We start from the raw sequence: 14431 nt of genomic DNA on the forward strand, positions 1-14431 counted from the left end.
AGATGTATTCGTACACTTCAGTGCTATTCAAGGTGATGGCTTCAAATCATTAGACGAAGGTCAAAAAGTTACTTTTGATGTTGAACAAGGTCAACGTGGATCACAGGCTACTAACGTTCGCAAAGCATAATTAAAAGTGATTGTAAAAAAAGACTCCCATGTGGAGTCTTTTTTCATCACTTTTAACTCAGAGGAACGAAACCAAGTTGCTATTACATCTAATATGAATAGATGGGGAATACTGACAGAGTTATCATAGAGACAACTCGACTTTGTTCAGTAACTTAAGGATGGTGGCTTTTTATCAAAAATTGGGATAAAAGACGAAAAAAGAAACGTAACTTTTTAAAGGATTACTTGAAAAACAAGTTAAAAAATTGGAAGCCTGAAACTGATAAAGGACCTGTATCCAATTTTAAACCGTCGGCATAATAAAAAGTCCAGACTAAAGGTCTGGACTTTTTGGAGAAAACAAACTAGTCATTATGTTACAAGGTATAAAACATTTATAACATACAACAGAAGCATAAAGCAAAAATATATGAAGATTAATTTGTGAACAAGCTTAATTTCAGTTACGGAAACGAATAGAACTTCTTTGAATCTCAGTCTAAAGTTTCATGATCACCTTATGGACATCTATAAACTAATGTAACATCATGCTTAAAAAGCTATTTAATGAATTTTTCTATATTTTGAGAGTTCCCAATTTAAATCAAATAATAATTGATCCACCTCTATTATAGTGGTGTCAAATCCATTCCAAAAAACAGATGATAAAATCCCCTCTTTTTTCATGGCTATTAAAAATTCATTCATAAATTGATCTAAAGGGATAGCGATAATTTTACAATCATACATATCTTCTTCCAAGCAACATTGAGCATATTCCTTAAAAGGCCAAACAGGAACTAAGATTGTATCTTCTTCATCTCCAGCCATCTTAATATGATTGCTTTGATCTATTACTATCCAAACCTCCTGAGACTGAATAACCCGTTGAATAAAATATTCGTAACGAGTATTAGCAGGGGCTTTAACAAATTGCTGAAATTCTCTTGTTTCCAACATATCGTTTTCCTCCCCTCTATTCAAAAAATTTAGAATATTATATTCATTATAGCTATACCGGCGAAATATGTATGCAAAAATTTCATTCCTTTTCCCTTTAAAAAAATAGAATAGTATCTTTGATTAAACGATTACCAAATATATGTGTGTCAAGAGTATTTCCGATTGCATGTCATATTCACCCTGGTTAACATAGCAATCGTTAAAGGAAGTTGACGTATCAATCTAAAAATAAAGACATATTAATGAGATCCGCGTATTCACCCTTACTAAGTTTGATTTGTTTCTTTAACCTTCCTTCCTCTTGAAATCCCATCTTTTGATATAAAGCAATAGCTGCATCATTTCCTGAAATAACTTGTAAACAAATCTTCTCAATTTCTTTTGTGCTCTTAGCCCAAGTGATTAAAGCCCGAATCATCCGTTTTCCAATTCCTCGACCACGGTATTTGTCTTGGACTCCTACAGCAAATTCTCCCGTATGTGAATTTCTTATCTTTCCCCCACGTACAAATAGTAAATCTCCAATAATTTCGCCTTGGTCTTCAGCTACTATAATAAGATTCCGTTGTTGATAGATGTCCGCAATCCATTTTTCTTGAGATTCTTTAGTAGCTTTATACTCCTCTAATGTTGTCAGGGTAAAATAGCTGTTTTCTAAAACAGTTCTTGCATGTCCTATAAGCCCTTGTGCATCTTCTAAAGTCGCTTCTCAAATTTGTATGATCCTTAGTCTCCCCTTTTCTATTTTTTCCTAGCTTATTAGAGAAAGTATGACTTCTCAATCCTTTTCTGAAATGAATACTCTATACAAACCCAGTTAATATAATCAATCTTAGAGGAAGTAACAATCAAAAAAATGTTCATAAAAGTATACCTAATATCCCGGACCTATAGACCGAGTAGATCGTCCAGTTCTCGTTGTACCTAATCCGAGTCTTTTATCTGCATATTTACATCGACTTTACGTGTTTCGGTCCCTCCAGATTGAAGATTATCTCTTTTCATTAGCTAAAAGATAGATTCTGGTTTAATATGGAATTATCATAAAACAGGAGAGGAGTACGATATGTCTAACAATGACCCAATACTAGAGTTTTATTTAAATAATAGGTTAATTATGGACGGGCCTTTCTCAGAGTTTATAAAATCAGAGATGGCGAGTGAAAAGGACCTTTCTTTGTCATTAGGAGATAAAGTTACTATTGCGGACTATCCAACGGAAGGAAAGTCACAAAAAGTAAGAGTTATGGAGATCCGTGAAAACTTAAACTCATCATCTGGAGAACCGGATGCTATAAAATATTTTCTTGAACCATATACGGAGAAAAAATAAAACTAAACAAAAGAAATGCATAGTATATTCATCGTTAGTTTACATAATACTGATGTTCGGCAATTAAAAGGCCCTTGAAACTCATAGAATTTCAAGGGCCTTTTAATATACGTGAGAAAATTTAGAATCAAAAGCAAATATTTTATTAATTTATATGTATAAAAGAATGATAGACCGGGCATCATTAAGATACGGACATTACATAAAGGAGGTAAGAAAATGACGAGAGAAAGCAAGAGGTTATCTGATTTTATTTCTACAGGTCGATTTGAATTAAATTCTTACCTTACGTATTTATTTGATCAATGTGATAAGAATGCTCGGAATCAACCCAATCGAAAGATACAATGGTCAAGCAATAGGTTGATCTTAAAAGGAAACTGAAAGGGTAAAAAATAATAGTTTTTGAGGTGAATTAAAAATATTCTTGTTTAAAGAGCGTAACTGAAGGTTTCAATGGTTTACACTTTCAGATGTAAATTCATTGGCTATAAATACCATGGAACTACCAAGCGAAATACTCGAATAGTCTGAAAATAATTAGTATAATAGAAAAAAGGTTAAGGAGTTGGTTTCCTATGGAAAGGAATTTGCTTAATACACCACCACAACCTGAAGTAAACGTTATGGATTCTGAATTTGCTGAAATGGTGTTAAACAAAGCCCTTCGTGATTTCCGAAAAGAGCAAATCCGAAAAGAAATTGACCAGTCATTACAGGATCGGAACAAAGAAAGATTCCTACGGTTAACTGAGGAATTGAAGAATATTTCTTAAAACTATTGTATATATCGAGATGATTTTGAAATGAACTTAACATAATCAAAGTTATAAGGAGTAAGGAAGCCCAATCTTTTAGATATGGGCTTCTTTGTTTGTAAAGGTGTACTTTTTCGAACTGCTATACAGTAAGAAAGATTAAGTAATTGAAATAAAAAGCTAGATAAAACAACGATTAATAAACTCTTTAAAAAATACACTGAGAAGCTAGGAAAAGAGATTACTCCTCATGATCTTCGGCATTTCTTTTGTTCTCACGCCATTAGTAAAAGAATGAGCGTTCACGAAGTTGCGAACCAGGCAGGCTATTCCAATATTCATACAACTTTACTTTATACAAATCCAAGCAAAGACGATTTAATCAATAAAATGAATTTTTTATAGGAGGGACAAAGCGTGAAGCTTGAAACCATGAAAACAATGGCTTTTGATATTAAGGATTTGGTTGTTTTTGATAACGACACAGAGGCAATTATGTATGTAACAAAGGATATTTATTCCGACAGCTATATAATTGCCATTCCAGTAATTACATTCGCTTGGGTTATACGGACGGAACATCCGGAACAGGATTACGATTGGTTATTAAAATCGAATATTGGAATAGGTGATCTAGTGAGAAAAGAAATTTAGTTCAGGCTATAAAAGTAGCCATTTTAGAAATTGAATATGGGGAGATGAATATATGAACGAGATCAGCACAGAATATGCCACTAACGCCTGTAGCCGTCCGTGAGGACCTTTGTATCTCGATTAATCTAGTATAAATAAAATTTTGAATTAAGGCGCTAAAAGGAAGATTATTTCGATTAGAATTTCACGGAAATGAGAATTATAATTAGATTAATCAAGAGAATATTTTTAATATTTTTAATATTAGTATATTTAAACATTGATAGATGAATATTCTCTGAAAAATAAATTAAACACCAACTTATTACCTTAGCACGCTGAATTAATTTTTGTATGCGGTTACATATGGCTGAGGTGTTCGGGTTCGATGCAATTCCTCGTGGATTGATTTTTGTACCACAAAAAGGAGTATCTTCCCGATTACAGGAAATTTTCAACAAAAACCAGCAAAAGAAATCCAAAGAAAAGAGGAGATTTTAGCCATGTTAAGTTCATCACAAGCCCGACTTTTGGAGGGGAGAGTAGCCATCGTAACAGGTTCTTCACAAGGAATTGGGAAAGCAATTGCAATCGGATTAGCGCAAGCAGGTGCCACTGTATTGGTTACGGGAACGAATCCGGGACGTACGAAGAGTGTCGCAGAAGAAGTTGCCCAATTAACAGGCCAGGAAACAGATTACTTTATTGGTGACCTGTCAAAAGATGAAAACGTTACCGCGATGGTTGAAAAAGTCATTCATAAATGGGACAAAATCGACATTCTTGTCAATAATGCCGGCGGCGGTGTGATTCTGCCGTTCCTTGAACAAACACCGGAAACATTAAAAACAACGATCGACCGTAATCTTTGGACCATGCTGTGGTCATGCTACAGAGTATTGCCGTATATGGTGAAACAAAATTACGGCCGGATTATTAATATTGGGGCAGATTCTGTCCGCAATGGTTTATGGGACCATGCAGCCTATAATGCTGCGAAAGGCGGTGTCCATGCCATCGTTTCCGGGTTGGGAAGAGAATTTGCCAAGAATAATATTACCGCGAACGTCATCGCGCCTCCAGCCGTAGAGGGGGAACTGTTAGATGAAATCAGAAAAAGAGATTCGGAATTGGTTGACCGCTATATTAATATCATTCCAAAAGGAAGAGGAGCATATCCGGAAGAAGTGGCCGATGCCGTCGTTTTCCTTGCTTCTGATCATGCGACCTTTATTACCGGCCAAGTGATTAGTGTGAATGGCGGAAGCACGATGCAATAAAGAGAAACTTCAATCAGTGGGGGTCTTACTGCCCGTCAATGCGGGATAAAAATTTTTTCGAGTCATGTGAAACCTCCATCGTCGGGGACTCCACTGATGAGCAGGTTTACGAATAAAAAAATGATTTAGGAGGAAAGTCAATGAGCAAATATGTTCAAGATGATCAACAGAAGTATTTATTCAAAGTGAATCGTAAGGCTTTTATTGATCCGGAGATTTTAGAAATCGAACGCAAAGAAATTTTTGACAAATGTTGGTTATATATCGGGCATGAATCAGAAGTACCGAATAGCGGCGATTTTCATAGAAGAAAAGTAGGCGGGCGTAACCTTTTATTCACCCGCGGCAGTGATGGTGTCATAAGAGCTTTATATAACAGCTGTCCACACCGCGGTGCGCTCGTTTGCCGTGAAGGAAAAGGAAACTCAAAGGTATTCCGCTGCTTCTACCATGCGTGGAGCTTTAATACGCAAGGGGAACTAGTCGGATTGCCTGATAAATCAGGTTTCCCAGAAGACCATAATTGCGATGGCTCTAAAAATATGACAGCTGTAAAACGGCTGGAAAGTTACCGCGGGTTCGTATTTGTTAATTTCGATGACAACGCCATTTCGTTAGAGGATTACTTAGCCGGTGCCAAAGAGTATCTTGATTTGGTGGCAGACCAAACAGAAGTCGGAATGGAAGTTTTGCAAGATTCACAGGAATACAGCGTGCGGGCGAACTGGAAATTACTTTGTGAAAATAGTTTTGACTTATACCACGGAGTACCGACCCATAAAACCTATTTTGATATTGTCGCTACCCGCGGCGGATTAATGGAAAAAGATAGTCTTATGGGCGAAGCACGCGCTTTAGGGAATGGCCATGCCGTAATGGAATATTATGCTCCATGGCCAAGACCAATTGGAAAATGGATTGAAGGTTACGGGGAAGAGGCGAAAGAAATTATCGACAAAATTAATGCTAGGTTAATAGAAAAATTTGGCGAAGAAAGAGCCCACCGAATTTCGAAAAAGAATCGTAACATTTTGATTTTCCCTAACCTGGTGATCAATGATATCATGGCGATTGCGATCAGAACCTTTTATCCGATCGAACCCGATTATATTCAAGTATCGGCCTATGCTTTATCCCCTATAAATGAAACGGACGGCTTTAGGGAAGTACGAAATGACAGCTACTTGGAGTTCTTAGGACCAGGCGGCTTTGCCACTCCGGATGATAATGAAGCACTTGAATTATGCCAGGAAGGCTTCTTAAATAGTAAAGAAGTCGAATGGAATGATGTTTCCAAAGGGATGAACAGGGAGATCTCTCAAGCCACTGATGAAGAACAAATGCGGGCATTTTGGCGTGAATGGGATAAACGGATGACGATTGCGGAAAGCAAAAAAGAAGAAGCTGGGAGGGTTAAGGTATGAAAATAACACGTCAGGAAATTGAGGATTTTTTAATTCATGAGGCGGAACTTCTTGATGAGTTTAAGTTAAAGGAGTGGGCCGCATTATTCGCAAGCAATGGAACGTATGTGATTCCGCCCATCGGAAATCCTGATGCGGATTTTAAAAAATCGCTTTTCTTCGTTCATGATGATCGTGCCCGTTTAGAACAGCGGGCGTTACGATTATTGAAAAAAGAGGCCCATGTGGAATACCCGCACTCAACCACTCTTCACAATGTGACGAATGTAAGAATCGTCAGTAATGAAGAGGATGCCGTAAAGGTGAGATGCAATTTCTCGACCTATCGCACAAAGCGCGAAATGCTCGACAATTATATCGGAGTCCTCGAATACACCTTGGTAAAAGAAAACGAAGAATTAAAGATCCAATCCAAGAAAGTCATCCTTAAACTGGACAGTCTCCGTCCGCACGGAAAAGTAAGCATTATTTTATAAACTAAAAAATGCTTTAAAAAGAGCTCGAAATCACTGAAATATGTGATTAGACTAATTACAATCGTTGAAATGATTTTAGTGGATGTCTAATAAATATAAAAATAATGGGAGGTCATCTAATGATACGCTATAAGAAATTAGGGTATGTTGTCCTTAATGTAACGGATCTCAACAAATCAGTTGAGTTTTACGAAAATATAGCTGGAATGAATTTAGTCGAACAAGTAAATGAAACCGCATACCTAAGATGCAGTAGAGACCATCACAATTTGATCCTTGAACAAAGCTATGAAGCAGGATTGAAAAGAGTTGCTTTTGAACTAGAATCCGCTAAACAATTCGATATTGCTTTCAAACATTTATCGGATAAAGGTTTAAATCCCGTAGAATTGAGCGCAAAAGAAACGCAAAGCTTAGCGCAAGGAAGAACATTGCGATTTAAGGATCCAGTATTAGGTGTAACCTATGAAATGTATATTGAAATGATGCAGCTTGGAACACCTTATACTCCTAAGGATACCCAGATTGAAAGACTAGGACATGTTGTATTTGAAACAAATAAATTTGATGAATTATTTGATTTCTTTGTGAATACACTGAATTTCGCGGTATCTGATTTCTCAGGTAGAGAGGTCGGTTGGGCCTGGTTAAGAGCATTTCCTAACCCGTTACATCATTCCATTGGTATAACCAAAGGCGAAGAAAATAAAATGAATCATTTAGCTTATAACGTGGTCGAAGTGGATGATATTGGGAAGCAATTAGTTAAATTGAAGGATCATCATGTTCCAATTTTATTTGGACCAGGAAGACATCACCCATCTGGAAGTATATTCCTATATTTTGCTGACCCAGACGGTTTATCTATAGAGTATAGCCACGGAATGGAACAATTTCCAGAAGAAGGTCCAAGAGAACCGCGTCGCTTAGAACCTAGTAAAGAAACGCTTGACGAATGGGGAGGATCTCCTGAACCTGACTTTGGTAAATATGGAAAACTGATTGTTGATTATGATATGTCGATTAAGTAATGGTTAAACAATACATTACGATGAACAACTTTTGAGGGGTGAAAATTTTGATGAAAGAAAAGAATTTTCGTGTAGACTTTCACACCCATATTATTCCTGAGGATTTCCCTGATTTGGCAGCAAAATATGGGGATGATCGTTTTCCGATTTTAAAGCATACCTGCAGCTGTGGAGCTGAAATCTATAAGGGCGGCAAGTCATTCCGAGAAGTTGACGAAAATGCCTGGGACCCGCAAAAACGCATTGCTGAAATGGATGCGGAAGGTGTCGATGTCCAAGTTTTATCACCGATTCCCGTTACGTTTACGTATTGGGCAGATGCCGAAAAGTGTTTAGAGCTGTCGAAGGCTCAAAATGATTTTATTGCTTCGGTGGCAGCCCAATATCCTGATCGTTTTGTAGGACTCGGAACGGTGCCGTTGCAGGATGCCGATTTGGCAATTGCGGAAATGGAAAGGGCGGTTAACGAGCTGGGGCTGATCGGAATTGAAATCGGCAGCAACGCAAACGGGAAAAACCTTGATGATCCTGAGATTCAAAGATTTTTAGAAGCCGCGGCAAAAATGGATGTTCCGATTTTAGTCCATCCATGGGCAACAGTCGGTGTAGATAGAATGCCAAAACATAACTTTATGTATTCGATCGGGATGCCGTCCGAAACAGCACTTGCGGCAGGAAGCTTAATCTTCAGCGGCATTCTTGATAAATATCCGAACTTAAAAATCTGCTTTGCCCATGGCGGGGGTTCACTGCCTTATTTATTGCCGAGAATCGATCAAGCCTGGGAAGTATGGCCGCATATCCGTGCAACGAAACAGCCGCCAAGCTATTATGCGAAGAAACTCTATTACGATACGCTCGTTTATGATCCCCGCAATCTCCAATTTATGCTTGAAAAATTTGGCGCCAATCACATTATCATGGGTACAGATTATCCATTCCTGCTGCGCGAAGCTCCGCCGGGAAAAGTAGTCGAAGACCTGGAAAACGTTTCAGATGAGGAAAAGAAGCAGATGCTTGGAGAAAATGCGATCGAGTTTCTGGGGTTAAATAAAGCAAGCTTTATAAAAGAAACGGTATAGATTATGTAATGAAGAACATTCCTATTAGGATGGAATGTTCTTTTTTCTGCAAAAATAACCAATTTACAGATTCAAATCATTTGTATATTCCTTTAAGGTCGTTTCAAAAAAATCTAGAAAGAGAAGGAGCTTTTCTAATTTTGGAGATTCCTTTTTATAAATTCCGGTAAAGCGAAATGTAAGGTTTTCATAATCACCGAACGGGACGTTGCGAAAGTATTTATTCAGGGTAATCATGTCTTTTTGTACTGCCAGTTCCGGAATGATCGTAAAACCCCAGTTATCCCGAATCATGGATTTTAACATTTCAAATCCGCCCACTTCAATCCGTTTTAAATTTTTCACCCCGACTAAAGTTTCGTCGATTTTTTTCCATAAAACCGTTTCGCGCCCATAGCAAATCATCGTTTGATTCCTTAAATCGTCTTTGTTAATTTCAGCTTTTGCGGCTAATGGATGTTCTTTTCCAACAATAAAGACAAGCTTTTCAGGACAAATAAATTTAGACTCGAGATTGGTTAATGGGATTACGTCTCGAACAAGCCCGATATCCACTAATCCGTTCTTAACCATCTCCGCTGTCTTGGCAGAATCCTGAGCTTCGACAATGTCGAATGCAAATTCATTATTTTCACGAACCATCGACAATACTTGCAAAATAATGGAGGCAGAGATTCCTGGTGATAGTCCAATCGTTAAGGTGGGTGTTTTCAAATCTTCAATCGTTTGTTTTGCTTCATTTACATAGCTTAGTATTTTTCGCGCATATGGAAGCAGGGCCGTTCCTTCCTCGGTTAACAGAATTTTTTTTCCATCCCGGTAAAATAATTTACAGCCCAATTCGATTTCTAATTTTTGAATTCTCGCCGTTACCGCCGGCTGCGTTAAATTTAAATGGTCGGCCGTACGCGAATAATTATTTAATTCAAAGACAGTAATAAAGGTTAAAAGTTGCTCATCATCCATTCCAACACCCCCTCCGACTCCTCTTTTAACCCCCTAAAAATCTGAATTTTTTATATCTATAATAGTATCATAAATTAATAATTTTGTAAGGGTTTTCAGTTATACTATAAAAAAACGCTTGGATCCAAGTGTTTTGTAAGCAAAGGAGATGCCGGGGCGGGTACAATTTTATTTCTGCCTCACCGTATAAAAACGGGAATGGGCCGACCAGACTTCGCCGCTTTTCAATTCGATGATGCCTGTTTCTGGGTTCTGGTGTAAATATAATGTGAATTTGAAAAAACTAATAGGATTCCTAACGGAATGCTACTTTATGCTGTTAATCCAAACAGTTCGTGGATACAATTCACTTGATTTTGGACAGACTTCTCCCCTTGGAACGTTTGTCCTTTTTTGATCATGTGCATAGCTTCAATCCCCGCAATAATCCGTTTGGCAGTCCAAAAAGCTTTTAAATTCTAGAAATCTTAGGTTTTTCTACAAAAATACTATGAACCTACAAAAACCCCTTAGAAACCAATCTAAGGGGTTTAAAATCGATTTTAGAGTATAGTTACCATAACGCAGGTTATCAGTAGTCAATCCACCAACGAACCCCGTTAGCAAACCCTATAAGAGGGGATTAAGTTTGTCCTATTCATTTTTTGCTTTCTTCTCATACCAAGGAGTCGTAGGTCTTGTAGCAGGATGCTCATATTGCTTCGGATACTGTTTCCTCTCATCTTAGCATTTGTTAACTCTCAAACACTAATCCTGCTCTCAAATGATTAACACCAAATTCAAGATACGCCTTTAAACAGGTCAACATATAAACCCACCCTTCTTTTTGCCCAATCAATTTACTTATTCCTATATCGTTTTTTCCCAACCATTTTCAACAACTTGAATAAGTGTCGTGTTAATATCCAACTCTTTCAGCGTAATCATAACAACAGTTTCTTCCCCAGTCGCAGACCACAGGTACACGATTTTTTTATTTACCTCGCATTCCAATACTTTTATATCCAGTTGAGCATCGTATTCATCATATCTCAATGTAACCGTCTTGCCTGGTTCCAATCTTCCAGATCCTGATGAAAACCAATAATTGGACATTTTCGCTGGATCTACGATAGCTTCGTATACTTCATTTACTGGCTTGAATATTTTCATTTGTGTTTTTACTTGAAGGTCTTTCATAGGAAATCAATTCCTCGTTTTAAATGTTTTCTAAAAGGATTCCACCTAGTCATTCTAAATTATCACATAAATAAAAAGAAAATTAGTTATTCAGCTCTATCCTGCCCTTTCGTATTAACTTATGTGTGTAGTAATTTGTTATCTTCTTCAATCAAACTCCCGTTCAATAAGAAAAGTATTTCTGTTGTAACAATAACCCCGATCGTTCAAAGGAAAGAGAAGTTTTTTTCTAATCTAAACAACTGTGTGTATTGGAAACATTGCATAAAGGTACATAGAATATTAAGCTTTTCTAAAATGATTGTTAATTATAACCATTATCTCTTGGCTAATGGTATATTGCTTTTGAAAGATCTTTCTGGGGGGATTAGGGCATGTTTAGAAATGTAAAAGGTGTGAAAATTCGTGAGTATGATAAAACAGTAAGTAAAGACAATTTCTCCGACAAGATGTTTGAGATTGAATATAGAGATAATGAATATTTGCACCAAATGATTTTTCTTGATTTCTTAAATATTAATGTAAAAGACTTAGGACATAGTGGATCAGTCTACTTTCCAAGGCTATGAATATTGGACTCGTAAATGTTTTCAGCTTGAAAATCTGATTCGGGAGCGAATTGGCTATATCCCGAAACGGTTAACCGAATCGTACCTTCAAACCAGAGCATCTAAAATGATTCAATCTACTAAGAAAAATATGATCATTAAGCAAGCTCAAAAAACGGATCAGTAACCATTTATATGGAAGAGAATTATCAACTTTTCTCTCTTTTAGCTGCGTTTAATCTTGCTTTTTCGTTTAACTCATGAAGATTTCGATTAAGGGCCTCAAAATCTCCAGCATCTATCGTTGTGAAATTATTGGTTGTATATGGGATGACAGAGTCTTCACTAATTAAATAAACATAGGTTGAAAGGAGTAACCTAATTTCATCTGTATTCTTTTCAAAATCAAAAGTCTGGTCGATATGTGTAAGAATCAATTCAATGGTTTCATGGTTCAAATCGTCTCTGAGTATGGGCAATACCTTCTTTAATCTGTGTTTCTCGTCGTCTAGAGAATTCCTATTAAGACGGATCGTGATATACATTCGTTTATCCCCCATTCTTTTGTCCCTCTAGGGCTATTATATAGAAAAAAACTGTCTATAGAGACAAGCTTAAATGCGTTATGATGATCTTTATAAAAAGGCATTTCACAAAAAGAGGGAAATTCATTATGTTGAAAAAGTCGTCTTTTAGATGTCAATTACCATCTTTTACATGCAAAAAATAGATTCGTGGATGTTGAATTCTACGAAATTACGATGTAATATAATTTATGTCATCAACAAACGACATGAAACGAATTGAATACTTATCCTACGATGTACGTCATGCCCTATTTGTTTTGAACCGTACTGTTTGATCGGGATTCCTACATCTGGTGACGGATGCCATGCCTGTTTGCGAAACAGGATCGCAGGAACGTCAGCATGCGGAAACCCACCTGCGAGATCGCGGGTTCACAAAACAGATTGGGAGGACGGCATAGGTGGGAATAACTTGATTATACATACCGTGCTAGACGGGGAGATGGCGGTGCCCTGTAACCCGCAATCCGCCTTAGCGGGGTTGAATTCCCACCCGAGGTATGATTCAGGTAAGATCTGCCTTGTGCAAGTGGTGTTGACAACCGGGTCCTGCGCAACAGAAACCCATGAACCTGGTCAGGTCCGGAAGGAAGCAGCCATAAGTGGATCCTTCTGTGTGCCGCAGACAAGCCTGGTCGAGCTAACTGCACAAGTAACGCTTAGCTGGTCATATCAACGGCGGGTGCACGGTGTTTTGAATAACTTATCTCAAATTGTTAGAATATGTATTACATGCTTATCAGGTTGGGAAGAACCATGGAGGAATACCCAAGTCTGGCTGAAGGGATCGGTTTCGAAAACCGACAGGGGTGTCAAAGCCCGCGGGGGTTCGAATCCCTCTTCCTCCGCCATAACATTTATATTATCGCGGGGTGGAGCAGTCTGGCAGCTCGTCGGGCTCATAACCCGAAGGTCACAGGTTCAAATCCTGTCCCCGCAACCAAGCAAGGTGGTCCCGTGGTGTAGTGGTTAAGATACCGCTCTTTCACGGTGATAGTTTGCTGATAGCTACCTTTTCTATAAGCTAAAGAATAACGTTCCATTTGAGATGACTTGTTATAGTTTTCTCTGTTTTCATTTTTTAATACAACAAAAATTCGTAGATGTTGACTTCTGTGAAGTTATAGAGTGAAATATTTTTTGTCACCAGCCAAACAATAAGAGTAGCTTAACGGTTATCTAAAAAATGAATTATCATTATATGGAGGATTAGCTCAACTGGGAGAGCACCTGCCTTACAAGCAGGGGGTCAGCGGTTCGATCCCGCTAGGCTCCACCATTATAAATACTGTAAAAATATATACGGCGACGTAGAGGACGTAGCTCAGCTGGATAGAGCGTACGGTTCATACCCGTGAGGTTATGGGTTCGATTCCCATCAATCGCCCTTTTTACTATTTTATGCAAGTTTATACAAAACCGGAGAGAATCGCGCAGATTTCGATCTGTGAGGAAAGTCCGTGCTCGCACAGACTGAGATGTCTGTAGTGTTCGTGCCTGACGAAACCATAAGTCAGGGCAGCTTGATTTAATATCGGGCTGACGGCAGGGAAAGCACCTAAGTCCGTTGGATATGGTGTGAATACCTTGAAAGTGCCACAGTGACGGAGCTTCAAGGGAAACTTTGAAGGTGGAACGAGGTAAACCCCACGAGCGAGAAACCCAAACAATGGTAGGGGAAGTGTCTTGAGGGAATAAAACCGATATAGACACCATCGCTTTCATGCGGTGAGATAGATGATTCTCCACTTTGTACGAGAAGTGTGCTTCGTTTACAGTACATGGTGAACAAAACGCGGCTTATGAGGTTTTGTATACTCAATAAAATAGTAAATATCTAACAAGTAAATGTGGTTGTTATTATTGGGCTATAACCAAGCGGTAAGGCAACGGACTTTGACTCCGTCATGCGTTGATTCGAATCCAGCTAGCCCAGCCATTCATGAGTCATCATTTTAAACATGCGGGTGTGGCGGAATTGGCAGACGCACCAGACTTAGGATCTGGCGCCGCAAGGCGTGGGGGTTCGACTCCCTTCACCCGCATTGTAAAAACGCGGA

General features: G+C 38.2%; 14 protein-coding genes, 6 tRNA genes, 3 other RNA genes and 3 pseudogenes. 20 read left to right on the forward strand and 6 right to left on the reverse strand.

The window, feature by feature from the left end:
• On the forward strand, positions 1-130 hold a 130-nt coding region (locus ACFOU2_RS02295; RefSeq protein WP_377911914.1), incomplete at its 5' end, for a cold-shock protein.
• A 545-nt stretch (positions 131-675) separates the two neighbouring features.
• Here ACFOU2_RS02295 and ACFOU2_RS02300 read toward each other — a convergent pair.
• Positions 676-1071, reverse strand: a complete 396-nt coding sequence (locus ACFOU2_RS02300) for a DUF2750 domain-containing protein (RefSeq protein WP_377911889.1) — start codon at positions 1069-1071, stop codon at positions 676-678.
• A 220-nt stretch (positions 1072-1291) separates the two neighbouring features.
• Positions 1292-1759, reverse strand: a pseudogene (locus ACFOU2_RS02305) (N-acetyltransferase family protein); the annotation flags it as partial.
• 381 nt (positions 1760-2140) lie between these two features.
• Here ACFOU2_RS02305 and ACFOU2_RS02310 point away from each other — a divergent pair.
• From ACFOU2_RS02310 to ACFOU2_RS02350, 9 genes and pseudogenes are all read left to right on the forward strand, one after another.
• Entirely contained in the window at positions 2141-2407 is a 267-nt protein-coding gene (locus tag ACFOU2_RS02310; RefSeq protein WP_377911891.1) for a hypothetical protein, read from the forward strand.
• 578 nt (positions 2408-2985) lie between these two features.
• Positions 2986-3183: an IDEAL domain-containing protein gene (locus ACFOU2_RS02315; RefSeq protein ID WP_377911893.1), complete on the forward strand. Its 198-nt coding sequence runs from the start codon at positions 2986-2988 to the stop codon at positions 3181-3183.
• Between the two features lie 153 nt (positions 3184-3336).
• Positions 3337-3570 (forward strand): annotated as a pseudogene (locus ACFOU2_RS02320) (tyrosine-type recombinase/integrase); the annotation flags it as partial.
• Positions 3571-3582: 12 nt separating this feature from the next.
• Positions 3583-3819 (forward strand): hypothetical protein, encoded by a 237-nt coding sequence (locus tag ACFOU2_RS02325; protein WP_377911895.1) that lies wholly within the window; start codon positions 3583-3585, stop codon positions 3817-3819.
• A 482-nt stretch (positions 3820-4301) separates the two neighbouring features.
• The gene (locus ACFOU2_RS02330) at positions 4302-5078 is read left to right on the forward strand and encodes an SDR family NAD(P)-dependent oxidoreductase (protein ID WP_377911897.1); all 777 of its coding nucleotides are present in this window, start codon (positions 4302-4304) and stop codon (positions 5076-5078) included.
• A 140-nt stretch (positions 5079-5218) separates the two neighbouring features.
• Positions 5219-6502: an aromatic ring-hydroxylating oxygenase subunit alpha gene (locus tag ACFOU2_RS02335; RefSeq protein WP_377911899.1), complete on the forward strand. Its 1284-nt coding sequence runs from the start codon at positions 5219-5221 to the stop codon at positions 6500-6502.
• The gene (locus ACFOU2_RS02340) at positions 6499-6978 is read left to right on the forward strand and encodes an aromatic-ring-hydroxylating dioxygenase subunit beta (RefSeq protein ID WP_377911901.1); all 480 of its coding nucleotides are present in this window, start codon (positions 6499-6501) and stop codon (positions 6976-6978) included. Before ACFOU2_RS02335 ends, ACFOU2_RS02340 begins: the two co-directional genes overlap by 4 nt.
• 119 nt (positions 6979-7097) lie before the next feature.
• Positions 7098-8009, forward strand: coding sequence for a VOC family protein (locus ACFOU2_RS02345; protein WP_377911903.1), 912 nt, complete (start codon positions 7098-7100; stop codon positions 8007-8009).
• A 50-nt stretch (positions 8010-8059) separates the two neighbouring features.
• Positions 8060-9091: an amidohydrolase family protein gene (locus ACFOU2_RS02350; RefSeq protein WP_377911905.1), complete on the forward strand. Its 1032-nt coding sequence runs from the start codon at positions 8060-8062 to the stop codon at positions 9089-9091.
• A gap of 63 nt (positions 9092-9154) precedes the next feature.
• Here ACFOU2_RS02350 and ACFOU2_RS02355 read toward each other — a convergent pair whose 3' ends face one another.
• The 3 genes and pseudogenes from ACFOU2_RS02355 to ACFOU2_RS02365 form a co-directional block, all read right to left on the reverse strand.
• On the reverse strand, positions 9155-10057 hold the full coding sequence (locus ACFOU2_RS02355; protein WP_377911907.1) for a LysR family transcriptional regulator: 903 nt from the start codon (positions 10055-10057) through the stop codon (positions 9155-9157).
• A 311-nt stretch (positions 10058-10368) separates the two neighbouring features.
• A pseudogene (locus ACFOU2_RS02360) lies at positions 10369-10512 on the reverse strand (IS6 family transposase); the annotation flags it as partial.
• A 394-nt stretch (positions 10513-10906) separates the two neighbouring features.
• Positions 10907-11236, reverse strand: coding sequence for an SRPBCC domain-containing protein (locus ACFOU2_RS02365; RefSeq protein WP_377911909.1), 330 nt, complete (start codon positions 11234-11236; stop codon positions 10907-10909).
• 374 nt (positions 11237-11610) lie between these two features.
• Here ACFOU2_RS02365 and ACFOU2_RS02370 point away from each other — a divergent pair, with 374 nt between their 5' ends.
• Positions 11611-11805, forward strand: coding sequence for a hypothetical protein (locus ACFOU2_RS02370; RefSeq protein ID WP_377911911.1), 195 nt, complete (start codon positions 11611-11613; stop codon positions 11803-11805).
• Positions 11806-11993: 188 nt separating this feature from the next.
• Here the strand turns inward: ACFOU2_RS02370 and ACFOU2_RS02375 are convergent, their stop codons facing one another.
• Complete coding sequence (locus tag ACFOU2_RS02375) at positions 11994-12329, reverse strand: hypothetical protein (protein ID WP_377911912.1); 336 nt, start codon at positions 12327-12329, stop codon at positions 11994-11996.
• Between the two features lie 265 nt (positions 12330-12594).
• Between ACFOU2_RS02375 and ssrS the strand changes: the two genes are divergently transcribed.
• The 9 genes from ssrS (at position 12595) to ACFOU2_RS02420 (ending at position 14416) form a co-directional block, all read left to right on the forward strand.
• A non-coding RNA gene (gene ssrS, locus ACFOU2_RS02380) (6S RNA) lies at positions 12595-12783 on the forward strand.
• Between the two features lie 13 nt (positions 12784-12796).
• Positions 12797-13061, forward strand: an RNA gene (ffs, locus tag ACFOU2_RS02385) — signal recognition particle sRNA large type.
• Positions 13062-13129: 68 nt separating this feature from the next.
• Positions 13130-13222 (forward strand) — tRNA-Ser (locus tag ACFOU2_RS02390).
• A gap of 15 nt (positions 13223-13237) precedes the next feature.
• Positions 13238-13314 (forward strand) — tRNA-Met (locus ACFOU2_RS02395).
• A gap of 263 nt (positions 13315-13577) precedes the next feature.
• A tRNA-Val gene (locus ACFOU2_RS02400) sits at positions 13578-13650 on the forward strand.
• A gap of 34 nt (positions 13651-13684) precedes the next feature.
• Positions 13685-13762, forward strand: a tRNA-Met gene (locus ACFOU2_RS02405).
• A gap of 26 nt (positions 13763-13788) precedes the next feature.
• An RNA gene (gene rnpB / locus ACFOU2_RS02410) (RNase P RNA component class B) lies at positions 13789-14179 on the forward strand.
• 56 nt (positions 14180-14235) lie between these two features.
• Positions 14236-14310 (forward strand) — tRNA-Gln (locus ACFOU2_RS02415).
• 24 nt (positions 14311-14334) lie between these two features.
• Positions 14335-14416 (forward strand) — tRNA-Leu (locus tag ACFOU2_RS02420).
• Positions 14417-14431: the final 15 nt, after the last annotated feature.

This window comes from Bacillus songklensis, assembly GCF_042649685.1.
GTDB lineage: Bacteria > Bacillota > Bacilli > Bacillales > Bacillaceae_H > Bacillus_BA > Bacillus_BA songklensis.